At 47.6% G+C, this 21,053-nt stretch carries 20 protein-coding genes; 17 read left to right on the top strand and 3 right to left on the bottom strand.

All coding sequences use genetic code 11. The annotated features are described in order from the left end of the window. Nucleotides 1-575: 575 nt before the first annotated feature. The 5 genes from argC (at nucleotide 576) to argH (ending at nucleotide 6,032) form a co-directional block, all read left to right on the top strand. Complete coding sequence (gene argC / locus K0H60_RS19495) at nucleotides 576-1,556, top strand: N-acetyl-gamma-glutamyl-phosphate reductase (RefSeq protein WP_220056766.1); 981 nt, start codon at nucleotides 576-578, stop codon at nucleotides 1,554-1,556. 31 nt (nucleotides 1,557-1,587) lie between these two features. After that, nucleotides 1,588-2,370: an acetylglutamate kinase gene (gene argB, locus K0H60_RS19490; protein WP_011624812.1), complete on the top strand. Its 783-nt coding sequence runs from the start codon at nucleotides 1,588-1,590 to the stop codon at nucleotides 2,368-2,370. A 12-nt stretch (nucleotides 2,371-2,382) separates the two neighbouring features. Then, nucleotides 2,383-3,288, top strand: coding sequence for an ornithine carbamoyltransferase (locus K0H60_RS19485; protein WP_011624429.1), 906 nt, complete (start codon nucleotides 2,383-2,385; stop codon nucleotides 3,286-3,288). A 60-nt stretch (nucleotides 3,289-3,348) separates the two neighbouring features. Further along, nucleotides 3,349-4,572, top strand: a complete 1,224-nt coding sequence (locus K0H60_RS19480) for an argininosuccinate synthase (RefSeq protein ID WP_011624428.1) — start codon at nucleotides 3,349-3,351, stop codon at nucleotides 4,570-4,572. A 92-nt stretch (nucleotides 4,573-4,664) separates the two neighbouring features. After that, nucleotides 4,665-6,032 carry an argininosuccinate lyase gene (argH, locus tag K0H60_RS19475; protein WP_220056765.1) on the top strand — a complete coding sequence of 456 codons (1,368 nt, stop codon included), beginning with the start codon at nucleotides 4,665-4,667 and terminating at the stop codon, nucleotides 6,030-6,032. A 64-nt stretch (nucleotides 6,033-6,096) separates the two neighbouring features. On the opposite strand, the gene K0H60_RS19470 is transcribed toward argH, so the two are convergent. Continuing rightward, the gene (locus tag K0H60_RS19470; RefSeq protein WP_220056764.1) at nucleotides 6,097-8,616 is read right to left on the bottom strand and encodes a penicillin-binding protein 1A; all 2,520 of its coding nucleotides are present in this window, start codon (nucleotides 8,614-8,616) and stop codon (nucleotides 6,097-6,099) included. 191 nt (nucleotides 8,617-8,807) lie between these two features. Between K0H60_RS19470 and K0H60_RS19465 the strand changes: the two genes are divergently transcribed. The 9 genes from K0H60_RS19465 (at nucleotide 8,808) to K0H60_RS19425 (ending at nucleotide 17,815) form a co-directional block, all read left to right on the top strand. Continuing rightward, the gene (locus tag K0H60_RS19465; RefSeq protein WP_086904088.1) at nucleotides 8,808-9,887 is read left to right on the top strand and encodes a pilus assembly protein PilM; all 1,080 of its coding nucleotides are present in this window, start codon (nucleotides 8,808-8,810) and stop codon (nucleotides 9,885-9,887) included. Next, a complete protein-coding gene (locus tag K0H60_RS19460) occupies nucleotides 9,875-10,459 on the top strand; it encodes a PilN domain-containing protein (protein WP_011718627.1) in 585 nt (194 codons plus the stop codon). Before K0H60_RS19465 ends, K0H60_RS19460 begins: the two co-directional genes overlap by 13 nt. Next, entirely contained in the window at nucleotides 10,456-11,082 is a 627-nt protein-coding gene (locus tag K0H60_RS19455) for a type IV pilus inner membrane component PilO (RefSeq protein WP_220056763.1), read from the top strand. Before K0H60_RS19460 ends, K0H60_RS19455 begins: the two co-directional genes overlap by 4 nt. After that, nucleotides 11,082-11,597 (top strand): pilus assembly protein PilP, encoded by a 516-nt coding sequence (locus K0H60_RS19450; RefSeq protein WP_011718625.1) that lies wholly within the window; start codon nucleotides 11,082-11,084, stop codon nucleotides 11,595-11,597. The genes K0H60_RS19455 and K0H60_RS19450 overlap by 1 nt, the downstream gene beginning before the upstream one ends. Before the next feature lie 21 nt (nucleotides 11,598-11,618). Beyond that, nucleotides 11,619-13,673, top strand: a complete 2,055-nt coding sequence (locus tag K0H60_RS19445) for a type IV pilus secretin PilQ (RefSeq protein ID WP_220056762.1) — start codon at nucleotides 11,619-11,621, stop codon at nucleotides 13,671-13,673. 219 nt (nucleotides 13,674-13,892) lie between these two features. Beyond that, on the top strand, nucleotides 13,893-14,408 hold the full coding sequence (aroK, locus tag K0H60_RS19440; protein WP_011718623.1) for a shikimate kinase AroK: 516 nt from the start codon (nucleotides 13,893-13,895) through the stop codon (nucleotides 14,406-14,408). Nucleotides 14,409-14,413: 5 nt separating this feature from the next. Next, nucleotides 14,414-15,493 (top strand): 3-dehydroquinate synthase, encoded by a 1,080-nt coding sequence (aroB, locus tag K0H60_RS19435; RefSeq protein WP_220056761.1) that lies wholly within the window; start codon nucleotides 14,414-14,416, stop codon nucleotides 15,491-15,493. Between the two features lie 18 nt (nucleotides 15,494-15,511). Beyond that, nucleotides 15,512-16,927, top strand: coding sequence for an SPOR domain-containing protein (locus K0H60_RS19430; protein WP_220056760.1), 1,416 nt, complete (start codon nucleotides 15,512-15,514; stop codon nucleotides 16,925-16,927). A gap of 48 nt (nucleotides 16,928-16,975) precedes the next feature. Continuing rightward, nucleotides 16,976-17,815: a Dam family site-specific DNA-(adenine-N6)-methyltransferase gene (locus tag K0H60_RS19425; RefSeq protein ID WP_011718620.1), complete on the top strand. Its 840-nt coding sequence runs from the start codon at nucleotides 16,976-16,978 to the stop codon at nucleotides 17,813-17,815. A 24-nt stretch (nucleotides 17,816-17,839) separates the two neighbouring features. On the opposite strand, the gene K0H60_RS19420 is transcribed toward K0H60_RS19425, so the two are convergent. Further along, the gene (locus K0H60_RS19420) at nucleotides 17,840-18,025 is read right to left on the bottom strand and encodes a DUF2970 domain-containing protein (protein WP_011624416.1); all 186 of its coding nucleotides are present in this window, start codon (nucleotides 18,023-18,025) and stop codon (nucleotides 17,840-17,842) included. Next, nucleotides 18,025-18,390 carry a hypothetical protein gene (locus tag K0H60_RS19415; RefSeq protein ID WP_011624415.1) on the bottom strand — a complete coding sequence of 122 codons (366 nt, stop codon included), beginning with the start codon at nucleotides 18,388-18,390 and terminating at the stop codon, nucleotides 18,025-18,027. Before K0H60_RS19415 ends, K0H60_RS19420 begins: the two co-directional genes overlap by 1 nt. A gap of 262 nt (nucleotides 18,391-18,652) precedes the next feature. Here K0H60_RS19415 and rpe point away from each other — a divergent pair, with 262 nt between their 5' ends. Genes rpe through trpS form a run of 3 tightly spaced genes read left to right on the top strand, consistent with a single transcriptional unit; the run spans nucleotide 18,653 to nucleotide 21,048 of the window. Continuing rightward, complete coding sequence (rpe, locus tag K0H60_RS19410; RefSeq protein WP_023266401.1) at nucleotides 18,653-19,330, top strand: ribulose-phosphate 3-epimerase; 678 nt, start codon at nucleotides 18,653-18,655, stop codon at nucleotides 19,328-19,330. Continuing rightward, a complete protein-coding gene (locus tag K0H60_RS19405) occupies nucleotides 19,330-20,013 on the top strand; it encodes a phosphoglycolate phosphatase (RefSeq protein WP_220056759.1) in 684 nt (227 codons plus the stop codon). The genes rpe and K0H60_RS19405 overlap by 1 nt, the downstream gene beginning before the upstream one ends. Before the next feature lie 36 nt (nucleotides 20,014-20,049). Further along, complete coding sequence (gene trpS / locus K0H60_RS19400) at nucleotides 20,050-21,048, top strand: tryptophan--tRNA ligase (RefSeq protein WP_220056758.1); 999 nt, start codon at nucleotides 20,050-20,052, stop codon at nucleotides 21,046-21,048. Nucleotides 21,049-21,053 lie beyond the last annotated feature (5 nt).

Raw genomic sequence — 21,053 nt, 5'->3', positions numbered from 1 at the left:
CCGCTAGCACAATACCCACCACTGAGGGCAATGGTCAACAGCAGAACTTATAACTTATACGACTGGCTTATCTTATATGCAACTAATCACGATAATTGTTGAAGAATATTCAATATAAATGCGAGCTAACGCAATATTTTATTATGTTTAGCGGAAGTGAATATGAACTGCATCATTTTCGGTTTTGCGGGTATGTGTATTCGGTGTTAATAAAAAGGACTGATTTTTCAGTCTTTCATCCATAGATAACTGAGTTATTAAGCAGTTAGTGAAGTATGGTGTTATTTGCTAAGCGTGCTTGAATGCCGCTAAAAGATAAAATTTAATAAAAATATATATTCACATATATTGCATAAATAGATCTTTGTGGTAGTCTAGCCAGCAGTTGAGATGAGTCACCCCTTGTGACCTGTAGAGTAAATATCATGATGTATAGCGTTAAGCCGTCAGTGAATAAAATAACGACCCATTACGATTTCCTACGACGATAGTCTTGTCATCATAGATATACGCTGGTGCGTGTACGCTATTCATCTATTCTTTAAGTCTCTTTGATTCGGTTTATAAAAATACATATGAAAAACATCGCCATTATCGGTGCCAGTGGTTACACAGGCGCACAACTAACAGCTTTAGTCCATGCGGAGTCTGAATTATCGATTCAAGGTCTGTATGTCTCTGAAAATAGTTTAGATAAAGGTAGAGCTTTAGCAGATTTGTACCCTGTCTACAGCCACATTGACTTAGCTCTGTCACCACTGACTGAAGCAGCGAAGGCGAAGATCGTCGCAGAGGCGGATGCCGTAGTGTTAGCGACCGAGCATTCGGTGAGTTTGCATTTAGCGGCTTGGTTCTACAACCAAGGTTTAGCCGTGTTTGACTTAAGCGGTGCCTATCGTTTCAGCGATGTGGCGCAGTACCCTAAGTGGTACGGTTTTGAACATGAGTATCCCGAAGTGTTGGCCAAGGCAGTCTATGGTCTGGCCGAGTGGAATGCCAAAGAAGTCGCCGCCACTAAGATGATTGCCGTGCCAGGTTGTTACCCAACAGCATCATTAACTGCATTGAAACCATTAAAGAATTTACTGACCTCAGCCTATCCAGTGATCAATGCGGTCAGCGGTGTGACGGGCGCGGGTCGTAAGGCACAGTTGCATACCAGTTTTTGCGAAGTGAGCCTCACTCCCTACGGCGTATTAGGCCACAGACATCAACCCGAGATTGCCACTCAACTGGGACAAGAGGTGATCTTCACGCCGCACCTTGGCAACTTCAAGCGCGGCATTTTAGCGACCATCACGGTACAGCTAAAACCGGGCACCACCACCGCCGATGTGGCTGCGGCATACAGTGTGTATGACCAAGCTCCGCTGGTGACGGTGAAACAGAACCAGTTCCCGAAAGTGGATGATGTGGTGCTGACCCCGAATTGCCACTTAGGTTGGAAGTTTGATGAGAACAGTGGCTACTTAGTGGTTGCCAGTGCTATCGACAACTTGATGAAAGGCGCGGCGAGCCAAGCCCTGCAATGCATAAAGATTCACTTTAACCTTTAACCGTTCATCCTTATTTAAGAGAGTCGTCAAGATGTCTACCAACAACTCAGTATTAGTTCTTAAGGTCGGCGGCGCCCTGCTGCAGTGTGAAATGGGAATGGCGCGTTTAATGGATACCGCAGCTGCAATGATCGCCAATGGTCAGCAAGTGCTGATGGTGCATGGCGGCGGCTGTTTGGTCGATGAGCAATTAGCCGCAAACGGCATGGAAACCGTCAAGCTAGAAGGCTTGCGGGTCACTCCGCCGGAGCAAATGCCGATCATTGCCGGTGCACTGGCCGGAACATCAAACAAGATCCTCCAAGGCGCAGCGACAAAGGCTGGGATTGTGAGTGTGGGCATGAGCTTAGCCGATGGCAACACAGTATCGGCCAAGATCAAAGATGAGCGTTTAGGGTTAGTGGGCGAGGTTTCTCCTAAAGACGCCACCTACCTCAAGTTTATTCTGTCCCAAGGTTGGATGCCGATTTGTAGCTCGATTGCCATGATGGACGATGGCCAAATGCTGAACGTGAACGCCGACCAAGCGGCGACGGTATTAGCTAAGTTGGTCGGTGGCAAGTTGGTCCTGCTATCGGATGTGTCTGGCGTGCTCGATGGTAAAGGTCAATTAATCCCTTCGCTGACTGGCCAACAGATTGCCGAGTTGGTGAAGCAAGGCGTGATCGAAAAGGGAATGAAAGTAAAAGTAGAAGCTGCGCTCGAAGTGGCGCAGTGGATGGGGCAGGCGGTTCAAGTTGCCTCATGGCGTGATGCAAGCCAATTAGTCGCATTAGCAAAAGGTGAGGCCGTGGGCACACAAATCCAACCATAAGCGGAGTAGGTTATGAAGCATTTACTATCGATAAAAGAGTTAACCCAGCAACAGTTGCTGGATCTGATTACCTTAGCCAAGACAATTAAAGCGAATCCCGCTGAGTATCGTCATGCGCTGGACGGTAAGAGTGTGGTGATGTTATTTGAAAAGCCATCCCTGCGTACTCGTGTTAGCTTCGATATCGGTATTAACAAGCTCGGCGGCCACTGTTTATACCTAGACCAACAGAATGGTGCCTTAGGTAAGAGGGAATCGGTCGCTGACTTTGCTTCTAACCTATCCTGTTGGGCCGATGCCATTGTGGCGAGAACTTTCTCCCACAAGACCATCGAGCAATTGGCCGAGTTTGGCACTGTGCCTGTGATAAATGCACTTTCGGATTTATATCATCCCTGCCAAGCGCTGGCCGATTTCTTAACCTTGGCCGAGCATTTTGAAAATATCAGTGATGTTAAGTTAGCGTACGTAGGTGACGGTAATAACGTGACGAATTCATTGATGTATTGCGCGGCCATTCTCGGTGCCACCATGACAGTGATCTGCCCTGCGGGTCACTTTCCTGATGGCTACGTCGTGGCCGAAGTGCAAGAACTTGCCAGCCGATATGGCGGCAAGGTTGTACTGACTTCAGATATTGGTGCTATCGAAGGTCACGATGCTATCTATACTGATACTTGGATTTCCATGGGTGATCCAACACCGTTAGCGGAAATTAAGGATAAGTTTGCACCTTATCAGGTCAATAAGGGCTTGATGGCGAAAGCGGGTGCTCACTTTTTTATGCACTGCTTACCCGCTCACCGCGGTGTTGAAGTGACCGATGAGGTGATGGATGGTGAAGGCTCCTTGATCCTGCAACAAGCAGAGAATCGGATGCACGCCCAAAACGCAGTACTGGTAACCCTATTTAGTTAATTTAACCCTGTTTAGCAGCCTACTTTCTCCAAGGTGAGAAACGAGTTATAGGAATTTAAGATGTCTATCGAGAACAAAAACACTGGCGTGAAAAAAGTCGTTTTAGCCTATTCGGGTGGTCTAGATACTTCGGCCATTATTCCTTGGTTAAAAGAAACCTACGACAACTGTGAAATCATCGCCTTTTGCGCTGACGTAGGTCAGGGTGAAGAAGAGTTAGTGGGTCTGACTGAAAAGGCATTGGCTTCTGGCGCATCTGAATGCCATATCGTCGATCTGAAAGAAGAATTCGTTAAAGATTACATCTATCCAACCATGGCAACGGGTGCTATCTACGAAGGGACTTACCTATTAGGTACTTCAATGGCGCGTCCGATCATCGCTAAGGCGCAGGTTGAAGTAGCACGTAAAGTGGGTGCCGATGCCCTGTGTCACGGTTGTACCGGTAAGGGTAACGACCAAGTGCGTTTCGAAGGTTGCTTTGCGGCATTAGCACCTGATTTAAAAGTGATTGCACCATGGCGTGAATGGACCATGCAGAGCCGTGAAGATCTGCTGGCTTACTTAGCCGAGCGTAATATCAAGACGTCGGCTTCTGCCACTAAGATCTACAGCCGTGATGCGAACGCATTCCATATCTCCCACGAAGGTGGCGAGCTGGAAGATCCATGGAACGAGCCAAGCAAAGGTGTGTGGACGCTGACTGCCGATCCAGAAGATGCGCCAAACCAAGCAGAATATGTGTCACTGGAAGTTGAACATGGCCGTGTGACTAAAGTAAACGGTGAAGCATTAACACCTTACGCTGCACTGATGAAGCTGAACGCCATCGCTGCACCACATGGCGTGGGTCGTATCGATATCACCGAAAACCGTTTAGTGGGCATGAAGTCTCGTGGTTGCTACGAAACTCCAGGCGGCACTGTGATGTTTGCTGCGCTGCGCGCGATTGAAGAGTTAGTGCTGGATAAAACCAGCCGTACTTGGCGTGAGCAAGTGGGTGCCCAAATGGCACACTTAGTCTACGACGGTCGTTGGTTTACACCTCTGTGTAAGTCTCTGCTGGCAGCATCTGAGTCATTAGCCGAGTCTGTTAACGGTGAAGTTGTGGTTAAACTCTACAAAGGTCACGCGATTGCCGTTAAGAAGCGTTCGCCAAACAGCTTGTACTCTGAAGCCTTTGCCACCTTCGGTGAAGACCAAGTGTACGACCAAAAACACGCTGAAGGCTTTATCCGTCTGTACTCGTTAGCGAGCCGCATCCGCGCGCTCAACGCTAAGTAATAGGCAGACTCAAAGGGCGCCTAGCGCCCTTTTTTATATCTTAAGTTTTAATGGCTTTAACGTATTCAAAGCAGTGACCGAGGGGATTGAGCATGGCTTTATGGGGTGGAAGATTTCAGGGCGAAACGAGCGCGCTATTTAAATTATTCAACGATTCACTGCCGGTGGATTACCGTTTGTTTGAGCAGGATGTGGTCGGCTCTATCGCTTGGGCCGATGCGATTGCTAGCGTCGGCATTATCACTGCCACCGAGTGCAGCGACTTAAAGAAAGCGCTGAACGAGTTGCTGGTGAAAGTGAAGGGCGATCCTGCGATTATTCTCGCATCGGGCGCGGAAGATATTCATAGCTTCGTGGAGTCGGCGCTGATCGCTAAAGTCGGCGATCTCGGTAAAAAACTCCATACGGGCCGTAGCCGTAACGACCAAGTCGCGACCGATTTAAAACTCTGGTGTCAATCCGAAGGTGCGGCATTAGTGGCTCGCCTGCAAACCTTACGCTGCGAACTTATTGCGCTTGCTGAGCGTGAGTTCGACGCTGTAATGCCAGGCTATACTCACTTGCAACGTGCTCAGCCTGTGACCTTCGGCCATTGGTGTTTAGCCTATGTGGAGATGATTGAGCGTGACCTTAGCCGCTTAACCGATGCCTTAAAGCGTGCCAATACCTGTCCGCTCGGTTCAGGAGCTTTGGCGGGCACCGCCTATCAAATGGATAGACATGCGCTGGCTGCGGCACTGAACTTTGCTTCGCCAACCTTAAACAGTTTAGACAGTGTGTCGGATCGCGACCATGTGGTTGAGCTGTGTTCTACGGCCTCAATCAGCATGATGCACCTAAGCCGCATGGCCGAAGATTTGATTTTCTTCAACTCGGGTGAAGCGGGCTTTATCTCATTAAGTGATGAAGTGACCTCGGGGTCATCTTTGATGCCACAAAAGAAAAACCCCGATGCGCTGGAACTTATTCGCGGTAAAACGGGCCGTGTGTACGGTAGCTTAGTGGGCATTCTCACCACCATGAAAGCGCTACCTCTGGCCTACAACAAAGATATGCAGGAAGACAAGGAAGGCTTGTTCGATGTGGTTGACAGCTGGGCAATCTGCTTGGATATGGCGGCGTTAGTGTTATCTGGCTTAGTAGTGAATCGCCCTAATGCACTGTTAGCCGCGCAGCAAGGTTATGCCAACGCGACCGAATTGGCGGATTATCTGGTGTCTAAAGGCATGCCGTTCCGCGAAGCGCACCATGTGGTCGGCGTGGCAGTGGTTGCGGCGATTGCCAAGAAGATCCCATTAGAAGGTTTTACGCTGGCCGAGTTTAAAACCTTTGCCGAGATTATCGAAGATGACGTCTATCCTAATCTCACCATCGAAGCTTGTTTGGCAAAACGCGATGTCCTCGGCGGCACAGCGTTGACTCAGGTGAAGCAAGCCATCGCGGCGAAGAAAGTTGTTTAATGCTTTAATCGAGTAATAAAAAACGCGACTCTAGGGTCGCGTTTTTTGTTTCTGTTACAGAGGCTTATTGGAATAAATCGTCTGTCGGCGCATCGATGAACAGATTGTTTTCATCTTGGCTTTCACTGATGTATTCCTTAGGTTCAGTGCCCGAGATAAAGTATTCAAATGCGCTGGTGTAATCTGTCTTGCGAGTTAGCTTGCCGGTCGCCAAATCGATCCGTACCGAGACAATCCCCTCTGGCGGAATCGCTGTAGTTTCAGGTACGCCTTTCAGCACGTTATTCATGAACTCGTTCCAGCCTGGGCCTGCGGTCTTAGCGCCCGCCTCGGTACCCGTGATCTGATCCTTCTCGCCGTTGGAGTTCCATGCGGTTCTGCCTAACTGGCGACCATGGTCGTCAAACCCTACCCAGAAGGTGCTGGTCAGTGTCGGGCCAAAACCACTGAACCAGGTATCGCGTGATTCGTTGGTTGTACCCGTTTTGCCTGCAATATCATGACGTTTGATTAACTGTGCCGCACGCCACGCAGTACCTTGCCAGCCAGTGCCTTTACTCCAATCGCCGCCACCCCAGATCACGCTCTTCAGCGCTTCGGTGATCAGGAATGCCGTTTGTTCAGAGATAATTTGCGGAGCATAACGGCCCGTTTGCTCAAAGCAATGAGCGACAGGTTCATCGGTCTGAGTCGTTGGCTCACCAAAACTCATTGGATCGCTGCTAGGCTGCATTGAGCCGTTGTTAGGCTTACAGGCTAAGGTCGGATTGGCCTTCTCAATCACATTACCGAAGGAGTCTTCTACTCGTTCAATATAGTAAGGTTCCACCAAGAAGCCGCCGTTCGCGAACACATTGAAAGCGGTTGCCACTTGCAGCGGGGTGACCGAAGGAGAACCTAAGGCTAACGACTCGTTACGAGGTAAGTCGTTAGGATCGAAGCCAAACTTAGTCAGCTCGGAGATGGCCGCATCTAAACCAATATGGCGCATGGCGCGAACCGACATTACGTTGATCGATTGCGCTAAGCCCACACGCAGACGTGTTGGACCGCCATAGATATCGGGCGAGTTTTTAGGGCGCCACGCCGTACCTTGGCTAATATCGGGTTTGTTAATCGGCGCGTTGTTAATCAGAGTCGCGAGGGTAAAGCCTTTCTCTAATGCCGCAGCATAGATGAAAGGTTTAATATTCGAACCTAATTGACGTTTCGCTTGGGTCACGCGGTTGTATTGGCTTTGGCTGAAGCTGTAGCCACCCACTAAGGTACGGATTGCACCATTTGTAGGATCGAGCGCAACAGTGGCGCTGGCCACTTCGGGCACTTGCGACAATTGTAAGTACTGACCGTTATCGCGGATCCAAATACGCTCACCGACTTTTAGCATATCCGAGGCCGATTTTGGCACCGAGCCTTGGCGTTTATCGGTGATAAATTTGCGCGCCCATTTTAGGCCATCCCACTTAATGATTTTGGTTTCGCCCTTGGCGGTTAACACGCTGGCTTGCTGACCATCGATGTTTAATACCGCAGCAGGTTGTAACTCTTGCACAGGTGTTATTTTTGCGAGCTCGGCTTTGATTTGTGCATCGTCAGGCTTGGCGTCGGTCCATAAAACGGCCGCAGGACCACGGTAACCGTGGCGCTCATCATAGGCATAGACGTTATTGCGTAATGCTTGCTGTGCTAGCAGTTGCTGCTCTGATGAAATCGTTGTGTAGACGTTATAGCCATTGGTGTAGGCCTCTTCTTCACCGTATTTTTGCACCATATAATCCCGAGCCATTTCAGAGATATAAGGGGCGTAAAGATCGATTTCAGCACCATGGTATTTGGCGATGAGCGGCTCTTGCACAGCTGCTTGGTATTCAGCCTTGCTGATGTAACCCACTTCGTTCATCCGCATCAATACCACGTTGCGGCGTGCGAGTGCACGTGAAGGGGAGGTGATAGGGTTTAGGGTCGACGGTGCTTTAGGCAGACCCGCGATCATGCTCATTTCGGAAAGCGTCAGGTCTTGAACGTTTTTACCAAAATACACTTGAGCGGCCGCGCCGACACCATAGGCTCTCTGACCTAAATAAATACGGTTAACGTAGAGCTCTAAAATCTCATCTTTAGTTAACAATTGCTCGATGTGATAGGAAATAAAAATTTCCTTCACTTTACGGATAATGGTCTTGTCGCGGGTCAGGAAGAAGTTGCGCGCCACCTGCATGGTGATCGTACTCGCACCTTGCTTCTTTTCGCCTGTGGTGAGCATGACGATTGCGGCACGCATCACCCCAACAGGATCGATGCCGCCATGCTCATAAAAGCGCGCATCCTCGGTGGCGAGGAAGGCTTGCAGCAGCGGTTTAGGCACTTCTTCGAGTTTCAGCGGAATACGACGCTTCTCACCAAATTGAGAGATGAGTTTGCCGTCGCTACTGTAAATGCGCAAAGGTGTTTGTAATTGCACATTTTTTAGTGTCGAAACATCCGGCAGATCCGGCAAAACATAAAAGTATGCTGCAACAATGGCGCCCACGCCCAAAAGGGCTAGACTGAATAGAGCTATAACAATACGTTTTAACCACTTCACCTAAATTGATCCTAATGTTCAGTTAAGTGCGACAGTATATAAGGCGCGCACGTTTGGGTGAAGCAAAAACGTGACGGCCCTAAAATAGCGTTTGTAAAATCTTGAAACATTCTATACAAATACGTATAACGGGTTGATTTTGTGCTAATCTCTTTTACTACTGAATACAAATAATAAAGTGACAACGGACTATGCTTTCAAATTTATGGAAGCGTCAGGCTCCGCAAATGGTCGGGATTGATATTGGTTCCCATGAAGTAAAGGCTATTCTGCTGAGTAAGACTGCTGATGGATATAAAATACTAAGTCATGCAGCGGTTCCCGTAAAAAAGGGGGCTATTAACGATCATGATATTCGTGATGCCGATGCCGTTGTTGAATGTCTCAAACAGATTAAGCGTATTTTGCCTAAATCGGTTAAATATGCAGCGGTTGCGGTCTCTGGTTCTGCGGTGATGACTAAGGTTATCTACATGGATGCCTCACTGAGCGAGGAGGAAATGGAAGCGCAAATTGAGATTGAAGCCGATAACCTGATCCCATACTCCCTCGATGAAGTTAGCATTGATTTTGAAACTCTAAATGTTAATAGTACCGATCCTTCTAAGGTCGACGTGCTCCTGAGCGCATGCCGCACTGACAATATTGATGCTAGAGTCGATGCGCTCGATGAAGTCGAGCTCGAAACCAAAGTTGTTGATGTGGAAGGTTATGCTCTGGGCCGAGCCGTTGAGTTGGTGCTAGGGCAGTTACCCGAAGGCGCTCGGCAGAAGGCGGTGGCCATGGTCGATATTGGCGCCAACATGACGACCTTCAGTGTGGTGGAGTCGGGCGAAACGACCTTTATTCGTGAGCAAGCCTTCGGCGGCGAGTTATTTACTCAGTCGATTCTGTCGTTTTATGGCATGTCCTACGAACAAGCAGAGAAAGCCAAAATTGAAGGCGATTTGCCACGTAATTATATGTTCGAAGTGCTATCTCCCTTCCAAACGCAATTACTGCAACAAATTAAGCGAACGCTGCAAATTTATTGTACGTCGAGCGGCAAAGATAAAGTCGATTATCTCGTATTATGCGGTGGAACATCTAAACTGGAAGGCATGGCTAACTTATTAACGAATGAGTTAGGCGTTCACACCATTATTGCCGATCCTTTTCAAGGATGTCTGCACGCAGATGAATCCGTTAAAAATATACTGCAACCTAGCATTAGCAAATATATGGTTGCTTGTGGCTTAGCGCTGAGGAGCTACGGTCAATGGCGAACATAAACCTGCTTCCTTGGCGTGAAGAAGCGAGAGAAAAGCAGAAGCGCGATTATATTGGCATATTGGCCGCGGTATTTTTAGGCTCAGCGATTTTAGTCTATGTGGCTCTGTCTTTACTCGACATGATGACCGATGAACAGCGCGGACGTAATGCTTATTTACAGTCCGAAATTCAGCAACTCGATGCTCAAATTGCCGAGATTAAAAAGATCACCGAGCGTAAGAAAGATATTGAGCGTCGCACCGAGATCATTTTGAACCTTCAGCAATCCCGTAATTTGCCGACACACGTATTAGATGAGCTGGTGCGTATCGTGCCGCCCGGAATATATCTATCTAGCCTAGAGAAAAAAGGCAGTCTATTACTGATTGAAGGTCGAAGTGAATCGAACAACAACGTAGCGAACATGATGCGTAAGGTGAAGGCATCCGAATGGTTAACCGATCCCAATATGCAATCTATCGTGTCTCAAGATGATGAGCTAAGACAATTACAACGCTTTAGCTTAAGAGTGAGCATTAAAGGTGCCATGGCTGATGAGCCTATTAAAACGGCAAAAGGAGCGAGTAAATGAAGCTCGATCTAAGTCAGTTTAATGATATTGATTTTGAAAATATCGGCGGTTGGCCAAATCAAGTCAAAGTGTTTTTCGCTGTGCTATTGGCACTCTGTGTATTTGCTGCGGGTTATTTTCTCGTGGTTTCGGATGCTATTGATGTGTATAACGCGGAGCAACGAAAAGAAGAGCAACTCAGAGAAGATTTTAAAACCAAATATCAGCTTGCCGCTAACCTTAAATTGTACCGTGAACAGTTAGCTGTGATGGAGGAGCAATTTGCCGAGTTACTCAAAATGCTGCCCTCTGAAAATGAAATGCCAGGGCTGCTCGATGACTTAACCTTTGTGGCCACTGACGCTGGATTACGGATTAACAGCTTAAATTGGGAACCTGAGATTCAACGGGATTTCTATATTGAGTTCCCGATTAAAATGTCGGTTACAGGTGATTATCATCAAATAGGCAATATGGTCAGCGGCGTGGCTAAACTGCCTCGTATCGTCAGCTTGCACGATTTTATGATTAAGCGCGATGAGAGCGGTAATCTGGCCATGGATATTCTGGCGAAAACCTATCGCTTTAAAGAGGGCGCTGAATTACCTCCCGAAAAACCAGCCAATAACAAGGGGAAGAAATAATGAAACTCTTACCTCTGTTAGCATTAAGTCTTTTTTTAATGGGTTGTGTTGGCGATCGTAGTGATTTAGAGCTATTTGTTACTACTACCAAGGCACAGCATGTGGCGCATATTCCACCCTTAAAAGAGCCACCTAAGTTTGAGCATTTTGCGTATCAAGCCGAATTAATGCGTAGCCCCTTTGTCCCTCCTTCTAGAGAATTAACGGAAGAAGTGGTTGATACCAGCAAAAACTGCTTACAGCCGGATTTAAAACGTCGTAAAGGCCGTTTAGAAACCTATGCATTAGACAATCTAAAAATGCGCGGCACCTTAAGCGAAGGAAATTCGATTTGGGCGCTTATTGAAACCAATGATGGCAGTGTATATCGGATGGGCGTGGGTGAGTATCTTGGATTGTTTAATGGCCATATAGCGAAAGTGACTTCTCAGAATGTGGAAGTTGTAGAATTAATTCCCGATGGTTCTGGTTGTTGGTCTGAACGCACAAACAACATCGAACTTTCTGGAAAATAACAAGCGAAGGATGAGGGAATAATGAAATCTTCTGCCGCGATAAAAATCCCGTTATCGTTTTTATCTTCAGGCTTAGCCAAGTCTGTTATTGGGATCGCATTAGTATTTGGGTTTTTGCCATCGAGTTTTGCGGCAAATAGGTTGATGGATGTTAAATACCATGCTCTTGTCGATCATCAATTAGAAGTCGAGTTAGTTTTTGAGGAGGCGATTAGCGCGCCCACAATTGACTCTAATGCTTCTCCTGCTCAGTTGGTATTAACCTTCGATGACAGTATTTCGGGTCTTTCTAAGGACCGTCTGCCGATTAACCAAGTCGGTGTGAAGGACATAGTGACAACGCAGCAAGATGCCCATCTAATGGTGACGTTGGGCTTATCTAAGGTTAAACCGTATCAAGGCAGTGTCGTTGGTAATTCTTACCGTTTAACCATTAACGACGAAGTTGCGGGCTCACAAGCGGGTAATAATCCGTTCGTTAATAGTGTTAAAAATATCGATTTTCGTCGCAACGCGAATGGTGGTGGTGATTTATTAGTCTATTTAAATAATCGCTCAGTTGCAGCTAACGTTGAACAAATCGGTGCCAAACTTGAGGTTCAGCTCTACAACACTGATATTAACAGTGATTTGTTATATGTGATGGATGTGCAGGATTTCTCCACCCCCGTAAAGCATTTTGAAACCTTTAAAGACGATTTAACGACCCGGATTTTAGTCGATGTCTCGGGCAATTATGAGTTCAATTACAAACAGGAAGACAATCTCTTTAGGCTCTCAATCAACAAAGTAGAGCGCGCTGCGGCGACCAAAGAGGTGAAGAAATATAACGGTAAAACCCTTTCGTTAAATTTCCAGAATATTTCAGTCCGTACTGTGTTGCAGATTATTGCCGACTACAACAACTTCAACTTAGTCACCAGTGACACGGTTGAAGGTGATATCACTTTAAGACTTGATGACGTGCCTTGGGACCAAGCATTGGACTTGATCCTGCAAACCAAAGGACTCGATAAGCGTATCGAAGGTAACATTCTGATGGTGGCGCCAAGTGAAGAGCTGGCGATTCGCGAAAGCCAAAACCTCAAGAATAAGCAGGAAGTGAAAGAGCTGGCGCCACTCTACTCTGAGTATCTGCAAATCAACTATGCCAAGGCGACTGATATTGCTGAGTTACTCAAAGGGGCGGATTCTAGCTTATTGTCACCACGTGGATCTGTGGCTGTCGATGAGCGTACCAATACCGTGTTAGTGAAAGATACCGCTGAAATCATCGAGAATATTCATCGTTTGGTCGAAGTGCTCGATATTCCTATCCGCCAAGTGTTGATTGAATCTCGCATGGTCACGGTAAAAGACGACGTGTCTGAAGATTTAGGTATCCGTTGGGGCGTAACTGACCAACAGGGGAGTAAAGGGACGTCAGGAACGCTTGAAGGGGCTGGAAGCATTGCTAATGGTGTGGTCCCATCTCTAGATAATCGTTTGAACGTGAATTTACCTGCGGCGGTAACTAACCCAACCAGCATTGCTTTCCATGTGGCCAAGCTTGCCGATGGCACTATTTTAGATTTAGAACTGAGTGCGCTTGAGCAGGAAAACAAAGGTGAAATTATCGCGAGCCCTCGTATCACCACCTCTAACCAAAAGGCGGCGTATATCGAGCAGGGTGTGGAAATCCCTTATGTGCAATCCACTTCCAGCGGCGCCACGTCGGTGACCTTTAAGAAGGCTGTATTGTCATTAAGAGTGACACCACAAATTACGCCTGATAACCGTGTAATTCTGGATCTTGAAATCACTCAAGACTCTCAGGGTAAAACGGTGGACACACCCACAGGACCGGCAGTCGCTATCGATACTCAACGTATTGGTACACAGGTGTTAGTGGATAATGGGGAAACCATTGTGCTCGGTGGTATCTATCAGCAGAACTTGATCAGCCGCGTGAGCAAGGTGCCTATCCTGGGTGACATTCCTTTAGTCGGCTTCTTATTCCGTAACAGTACCGACAAGAATGAGCGCCAAGAGCTTTTGATTTTCGTGACGCCTAAAATTGTGAACGAGAAACTCTAATCGTTTGTTACGAGTCGAATAAAGCCAGCATTCCTTGCTGGCTTTATTGTGTCTGAAATACAATTCTTATCATAAATAGCGTGCATCACTTGCCAGACTAGACATGAAACTGAGATAATCCTCGGTCAAGTCTCATTAGAGCAAGGTAACATACAGTAGGTCGGCTTGTTCATGAGTCGACATAGGCATACTTTTCATTAAGATTCAGACGTACAAGAAATGGCTGAAAAACGTAATATTTTTCTGGTAGGCCCAATGGGCGCAGGTAAAAGCACAATTGGTCGCCATCTGGCGCAAATGCTGCATTTAGAATTCCACGATTCAGATCAAGAGATTGAGCAACGCACAGGCGCCGACATTGCTTGGGTGTTTGACGTTGAAGGCGAAGAAGGTTTCCGCCGTCGCGAAGCTCAGGTTATTGCTGATCTGTCTGAAAAACAAGGTATTGTCCTTGCCACTGGTGGTGGTTCAGTTCAGAGCAAAGATATCCGTAATCATTTATCTGCTCGCGGTATCGTGGTGTATCTCGAAACCACTATCGACAAACAGGTTGCGCGTACTCAAAGAGACAAGCGTCGCCCATTACTGCAAGTAGATGATCCGCGAGAAGTATTAGAAAACCTCGCAGAAATCCGTAACCCTCTGTACGAAGAAATTGCTGATGTGATCGTTAAGACCGACGATCAAAGTGCAAAGGTTGTTGCGAATCAAATCATTGAGCAATTAGGTTTCTAGGCAGAATGACAAAACAAATTCAGGTTGATTTAGGTGAACGTAGTTATCCCATTTATATTGGCCAGAGTTTGATGAGTGATGGCGAGACTCTGTCTCGCTACCTGCTGAAAAAACGTATCCTTATCGTCACCAATGAAACTGTCGCGCCCTTGTATCTTAAGCAGATCCAAGACACGATGGCTTCGTTCGGTGAGGTAACCAGCGTCATCCTTCCCGATGGCGAGCAATTCAAAGATTTAACGCATTTAGATTCTATTTTTACGGCTCTGCTGCAACGCAATTATGGCCGTGATTCAGTGCTGGTGGCCCTCGGTGGCGGGGTGATTGGTGACATGACGGGTTTTGCCGCTGCCTGTTACCAACGTGGCGTCTATTTTATTCAAATTCCAACCACGCTACTATCGCAAGTTGATTCTTCCGTTGGTGGAAAAACCGCAGTTAATCATCCTCTTGGCAAAAATATGATCGGGGCTTTTTACCAGCCACAGATCGTCATTATCGATACTGAATGCCTACAAACCTTGCCCGCGCGTGAATTCGCGGCTGGGATGGCAGAAGTCATTAAGTATGGCATCATGTGGGATGCTGAATTTTTTCAATGGCTTGAGAACAATGTTCAAGCATTGAAAAGCCTAGATACTCAAGCTTTGGTCTATGCGATTTCTCGCTGCTGTGAGATTAAAGCCGATGTCGTGAGTCAGGATGAGACCGAGCAGGGCGTCCGCGCGCTATTAAACCTTGGGCACACCTTTGGTCATGCGATCGAAGCCGAGATGGGTTATGGTAATTGGCTGCATGGTGAAGCGGTTGCGGCTGGCACAGTCCTTGCTGCACAAACGGCTAAGTCCATGGGATTGATTAATGAGTCAATTGTTCGTCGTATTGTGCAATTGTTCCATGCTTTCGATCTGCCAGTAACAGCGCCGGAATCTATGGATTTCGATAGTTTTATTAAACACATGCGTCGCGATAAGAAAGTGTTAGGTGGTCAGATCCGGCTGGTACTCCCGACGGCCATTGGTCGAGCTGATGTCTTTAGCCAAGTCCCGGAATCGACCCTAGAACAGGTTATCTGCTGCGCATAAACCTTGTGTGGTGGATTAGTGACGTTTCAGGGGCAAGTCTTGCTTCCTTCACAGGAAGCACTCGTAGAAAGATTGCATCATGTGGCCAGTTATAGCGACCAGCTACTGGTGCTTGTGGGTGCGCTCGGCTCGGGTAAGACGACACTGCTGACTGCGTTAACCACAGATTTTGATGAGTCGAATGCCGCGTTAGTCATCTGTCCTATGCACGCCGACAATGCTGAAATTCGTCGCAAGATTTTAGTGCAATTGGTGTCATCCCCGATTTTTGATGACGAAATCTCCCTCGCTGAAACCATACTGCGTGTCGCGCCGAAACAAAGTAAGCCGCTGCACATCATTATCGATGACGCCCATTTACTTTCTAAAGAATTGTGGGCCGAGTGCATCATACTCAATCAAGTGCAATGTGCGGGTCAGCGTATTGCCGTGACCTTAGCGGTACCGCCTGCATTTTTAGCCGACTTACTCCCTCAGTTGCCAGAGTCGTTAAGACGACAGATCCTGCCGGTCAGCATTGATCCCTTAAGCTTGCCGGAGCGTGAGGCGCTGTATCAAACCTTGCTGCGCTATAGTGACCAAAATCCGTTTACGCCAAGGGACATAGTGCGCGCTCAGCTCGAGAAGCAAACGGGTACTCCGCAGGAGGTGGTTGCCTTACTGGAGCTGGCTCTACATGGTCAGGGTGAGAAGAAATCAGTATGGACACAATACAAAGTCGCGCTCATTGGGTTTGCTAGTGTGCTGATTGCTGTAGTTATTTGGCTTGGTCTGGCTAAACCCTTTTCCGGTGAGCCAATTCCCGAGGTGGTGACTTATCCTGCTGTGGATTCCGCAGAGTTTCTTGCCCATGGCAAACAGATACTAGCGCCGTATTTTAAGCAGCGAGCCGAGTCGTTAACGCAGGCATTATTAGCGGAAGCGGTGGAGCAAGCGGACCCATTGGCGAAGTTCCATGGGGAGGAGCCTCAAGCGGAAGGAGAGACAGGCATAGCACCACCTGTCGATGAAGCGACAAGTAAGGGCGACAGTAGCGCCACTGAGATTGATGAGGCAGAGCCTGCGCCAGCTCCTACAGAGCAAGCGAAAGATGACACGGCTACTCAGGTGGTGCATGCAACTGCTGAGCCTGCATCAGCCGTATCGGTGCGGCCAAAAACGGGCTATGCCATCCAAATTGCCACAGTCTCCCAGCGTGAAACTGTACAGTCGCTCCTTAAGAAACTGCATAACGTGCCAGAGGTGCGAGTTGCCAAGTACAAACAGTTTTGGGTGGTGTTGGTAGGGCAGTTTAATGACAGTCAATCGGCACAGCAGGCGGCCGCAGAATTGGTCAAAGAGTATCATCTTAGCCAACCCCTGATAAAAAAATGGGCAGAACTCGGCGGTTATCAACTACAAGAAACACGCTCAAGCGGTGAAATTTCAGAATAAACAGAGTACAATCATGGCCTTTATTTTTGTCGGCATTCATCAAGTTAAATGATCAAAAAACATAGAGCCTTCCTGAAATGGGCCGGCGGAAAATTTAAATTGGTGGATGAGCTCGCGAACTACTTACCAACTGGTGAGCGTTTAGTTGAGCCCTTTGTCGGCGCAGGTTCAGTCTTTTTAAATACTGACTATCCCAGCTATTTACTCTGCGACATCAATCAAGATCTGATCAATCTCTACAACATAGTTAAAGAAAGGCCTGCCGAGTACATTGCGGCGGCCAAGAAGCTATTTGTCGATGAGATGAATCAAAAGGATGCCTACTATCGCGTGCGTACAGACTTTAATAAATCCCGCGATCCTTTTTTGCGCTCGGTTTATTTTTTGTACTTGAATCGCCATGGTTTTAATGGCCTATGCCGTTATAACCGCAAAGGGGGCTTTAATGTGCCCTTTGGCTCCTACAAGAAACCGTATTTCCCTGAGAAGGAAATTCTAGCCTTTTCAAAGAAAGCGCAGCGCGCCGAGTTTAAGTGCATCGGCTATGAAAAAGCCTTCGAGCAAATCCGCACTGGCGATGTGATCTATTGCGATCCACCCTATGCGCCGCTATCGACCACCGCGAGTTTCACCACTTATGTTGGTGCGGGTTTTAGCTTGGATGATCAGGCGCTGCTGGCGCGTTATTCGCGACATATGGCCTTAGAGCAACGCATTCCTGTCGTGATCAGTAACCATGATATTCCGCTGACACGTGAGTTGTATCGCGGTGCTCACCTTGCCAAGATCCAAGTGCAACGCAACATTAGTCAAAATGGCAGTGGTCGCAATAAAGTCGATGAGCTGATTGCGTTGTACGACGAGAATTATGACCCACAGGATGATTGATACTAGGTTGTAGTATCGAGTGACTTAGCCAACGACTTGGCTAACAAGCAGAATCAGGCTGGCGACTAAGGCAATCGCTAGCACTATCCCCATCAAAATGTACGGTAATGGCGAGTTGGTCTGGAAGTCTTTTTGACGATTTCTATCTGACTGCACCCCAAAGAAGGCGGCTATCGTACTGTGAAAGACTTGCCAGATCCGGCTTAGCATCAATAGGACTGTTGTGAATTAGCAGGCTTCAGGTCATCGATAGGCTTATCTTGATGACCATGGAGTAATTCAAGCAAGTCGACAAAATGGAACTGGCTAGAGCGATTTTTGCCAGTGAGCCAAGTCTTCCAACTTAAGGTTTGTGCCTGTTCGGCACAGCGGTTATTTGGATGGCTGCTAGGTAAACTGTTGTTGTAGCGAGTATCGCTGCTGCAAGCGCAGGCGGAGGTGTCGTTACTTGCGGTGAGTTTTTCCACGCCAAAGGCTAAGGAGGCGACTACCACTGCGGTAAATGCCAACATCATCGATGACTTAAATGTCACCGAACCTAAAATGTGTGAAAACTGTGTTAACCGCCCCTTCATGATACTTCCTTTGAAACCACTAAATGATCCACGTTAGCGACCCGAGTATAACAAACTCGCTTAGTTTATGAACAATAATTTATCAATCTTCACTAAAAACTTTCTAACGCTTCAGCATCTCCTTGAGTTTACCGTACGTTATGAGTGCGCTAATTGTGTTTCTATTGGGTTTCAATCGCGATAAATGTGGCATTTGCTATAGAGGCACGGCTTAGCTAAGGGTAAAATAAGGCACTTTTTGTTCAATAGCAGCGAGTGTCCTATGCGCCCATTTTTAATTGCTCCATCGATTTTATCCGCCGATTTTGCCCGTTTAGGGGATGACGTTAAAGCCGTGTTAGATGCAGGGGCTGACGTAGTACATTTTGATGTGATGGATAACCACTATGTGCCAAATTTAACCATTGGCCCTATGGTGTGCAAAGCGTTACGCGACTATGGCATCACGGCTGATATCGATGTGCATTTAATGGTTAAGCCTGTTGACCGTATCGTGCCTGATTTTGCCAAGGCGGGTGCATCTATTATTACTTTCCACCCAGAGGCCTCTGAGCATATCGACCGCACTCTGCAACTGATTAAAGAATCGGGTTGTAAAGCGGGTTTAGTGTTTAACCCAGCGACACCGCTGCACTATCTTGACCATGTCATGGATAAGTTAGATGTGATCCTGCTGATGTCAGTCAACCCAGGTTTTGGCGGCCAATCCTTTATTCCTTCGACTTTAGATAAATTACGCCAAGTGCGTGAGCGTATCGATGCCAGCGGTTTCGATATTCGTTTAGAAGTCGATGGTGGCGTTAAAGTGGATAACATTGCCGAAATCGCCGCCGCAGGCGCCGATATGTTTGTCGCTGGCTCTGCCATTTTCGGTAAGCCAGACTATAAAGCCGTCGTCGACGAGATGCGCGCCGAGTTAGCGAAAGTAGAGGCCAAATAATGCGGGAACAGATTAAAGCGATTGCCTTTGATCTCGACGGCACACTGATTGACAGTGTGCCCGATCTTGCGGTCGCGACTCAGGCGGCACTCGCCGAATTAGGTTTAGCAAGGTGTACCGAGACACAGGTGAGAACTTGGGTGGGCAATGGTGCTGAGATGCTGATGCGCCGCGCCATGAGCCACGCTTTAGGCGCAGCTGTTGAGCAAACGGCATTGGATGCGGCTATGCCCATCTTTATGCATCACTATCAAGAAAACCTTGAGAAGCATAGTGCACTCTATGCCGATGTGCACCAAGTGCTGCAAATCCTGTTTGATGCAGGATTTAAGCTGGCTGTGGTGACCAATAAGCCCTATCGCTTTACCTTGCCTTTGCTTGAAGCCTTTAAGATTAATGACTTCTTTAGCCTAGTGCTTGGTGGCGATTCGCTGGCGAAGATGAAGCCAGACCCATTACCGCTACAGCATCTATTAGCCGAATGGCAACTCGATAAAAGTGAGTTGTTGATGGTAGGTGATTCTAAAAATGACATTTTAGCGGCGAAAGCGGCGGGTGTTGCATCAATCGGCTTGACCTATGGCTACAACTACGGTGAAGATATTGGGCTCACTGGCCCTGACGCTGTATGCGAGCAGTTTGTCGAGATCCTGCGCTGGCTAAATCTCGCTCAGCCAGTTTAATCGAATCTTTTTATCTTTATTTGGAGCAATGACGTAATGACCAAACCCATAGTACTCAGCGGTGCACAGCCGTCCGGCGAATTAACCATAGGTAACTACATGGGTGCATTGCGTCAATGGGTTGCGATGCAAGACAGCCACGACTGCCTGTATTGCGTGGTTGATTTACATGCCATTACCGTGCGTCAAGACCCTCAAGCATTGCGTGAAGCCTGTTTAGATACCTTAGCGCTGTACTTAGCTTGCGGCGTTGATCCGAAAAAGAGCACAGTGTTTATTCAGTCTCAAGTGCCACAACACACTCAGTTAGGCTGGGCCTTAAACTGTTACACCCAAATGGGTGAATTGAGCCGTATGACGCAGTTTAAGGATAAGTCACAAAAGCACGCCAACAATATTAACGTCGGTCTGTTTGGTTATCCTGTATTGATGGCGGCGGATATTCTGCTGTATCAAGCGAATGAAATCCCGGTTGGCCAAGATCAGAAACAACATCTTGAGTTAACACGTGATATCGCGACTCGCTTTAACAACGCTTACGGCGAGACGTTTACCATCCCTGAGCCTTTTATCCCTGAGCATGGTGCAAAGGTGATGTCGCTGCAGGATCCGCTGAAGAAGATGTCTAAGTCGGACGATAACCGTAACAACGTGATTGGCCTGCTTGAAGATCCAAAAGCGGTCATGAAAAAGCTGAAAAAAGCCATGACCGACAGTGATGAGCCGCCAGTCGTGCGTTTCGATATGGAAAACAAGCCAGGTGTATCTAACCTGTTGAGCTTAATGTCGGGTATCACAGGCCAAAGCATTGCCAGCCTCGAAGCCGAGTTTGAAGGCAAGATGTATGGCCACTTAAAAGGTGCCGCCGGTGAAGCAGTAGTGGGCATGTTAGAGCCGCTGCAAGAGCGTTACCGTACGCTGCGTGCCGACCGTGCTTACCTCGACCAAGTGATGAAAGCGGGCGCTGAAAATGCCCAAGCTCGCGCGGAAGTGACGCTTAAAAAGGTATACGAGAAGATTGGTTTGTTAGTGTAATTTGC

The sequence above is a fragment of the Shewanella mangrovisoli genome (assembly GCF_019457635.1).
GTDB lineage: Bacteria > Pseudomonadota > Gammaproteobacteria > Enterobacterales > Shewanellaceae > Shewanella > Shewanella mangrovisoli.
Note: the sequence above shows the minus strand (reverse complement) of the source record. Positions and strands in the feature narration are given on the sequence as shown.

Coding starts and splice junctions, on each gene's coding strand:
- argC (WP_220056766.1), top strand. CDS start 576: ATGAAAAACATCGCCATTATCGGTGCCAGTGGTTACACAGGCGCACAA.
- argB (WP_011624812.1), top strand. CDS start 1,588: ATGTCTACCAACAACTCAGTATTAGTTCTTAAGGTCGGCGGCGCCCTG.
- K0H60_RS19485 (WP_011624429.1), top strand. CDS start 2,383: ATGAAGCATTTACTATCGATAAAAGAGTTAACCCAGCAACAGTTGCTG.
- K0H60_RS19480 (WP_011624428.1), top strand. CDS start 3,349: ATGTCTATCGAGAACAAAAACACTGGCGTGAAAAAAGTCGTTTTAGCC.
- argH (WP_220056765.1), top strand. CDS start 4,665: ATGGCTTTATGGGGTGGAAGATTTCAGGGCGAAACGAGCGCGCTATTT.
- K0H60_RS19465 (WP_086904088.1), top strand. CDS start 8,808: ATGCTTTCAAATTTATGGAAGCGTCAGGCTCCGCAAATGGTCGGGATT.
- K0H60_RS19460 (WP_011718627.1), top strand. CDS start 9,875: ATGGCGAACATAAACCTGCTTCCTTGGCGTGAAGAAGCGAGAGAAAAG.
- K0H60_RS19455 (WP_220056763.1), top strand. CDS start 10,456: ATGAAGCTCGATCTAAGTCAGTTTAATGATATTGATTTTGAAAATATC.
- K0H60_RS19450 (WP_011718625.1), top strand. CDS start 11,082: ATGAAACTCTTACCTCTGTTAGCATTAAGTCTTTTTTTAATGGGTTGT.
- K0H60_RS19445 (WP_220056762.1), top strand. CDS start 11,619: ATGAAATCTTCTGCCGCGATAAAAATCCCGTTATCGTTTTTATCTTCA.
- aroK (WP_011718623.1), top strand. CDS start 13,893: ATGGCTGAAAAACGTAATATTTTTCTGGTAGGCCCAATGGGCGCAGGT.
- aroB (WP_220056761.1), top strand. CDS start 14,414: ATGACAAAACAAATTCAGGTTGATTTAGGTGAACGTAGTTATCCCATT.
- K0H60_RS19425 (WP_011718620.1), top strand. CDS start 16,976: ATGATCAAAAAACATAGAGCCTTCCTGAAATGGGCCGGCGGAAAATTT.
- K0H60_RS19420 (WP_011624416.1), bottom strand. CDS start 18,025: ATGCTAAGCCGGATCTGGCAAGTCTTTCACAGTACGATAGCCGCCTTC.
- K0H60_RS19415 (WP_011624415.1), bottom strand. CDS start 18,390: ATGAAGGGGCGGTTAACACAGTTTTCACACATTTTAGGTTCGGTGACA.
- rpe (WP_023266401.1), top strand. CDS start 18,653: ATGCGCCCATTTTTAATTGCTCCATCGATTTTATCCGCCGATTTTGCC.
- K0H60_RS19405 (WP_220056759.1), top strand. CDS start 19,330: ATGCGGGAACAGATTAAAGCGATTGCCTTTGATCTCGACGGCACACTG.
- trpS (WP_220056758.1), top strand. CDS start 20,050: ATGACCAAACCCATAGTACTCAGCGGTGCACAGCCGTCCGGCGAATTA.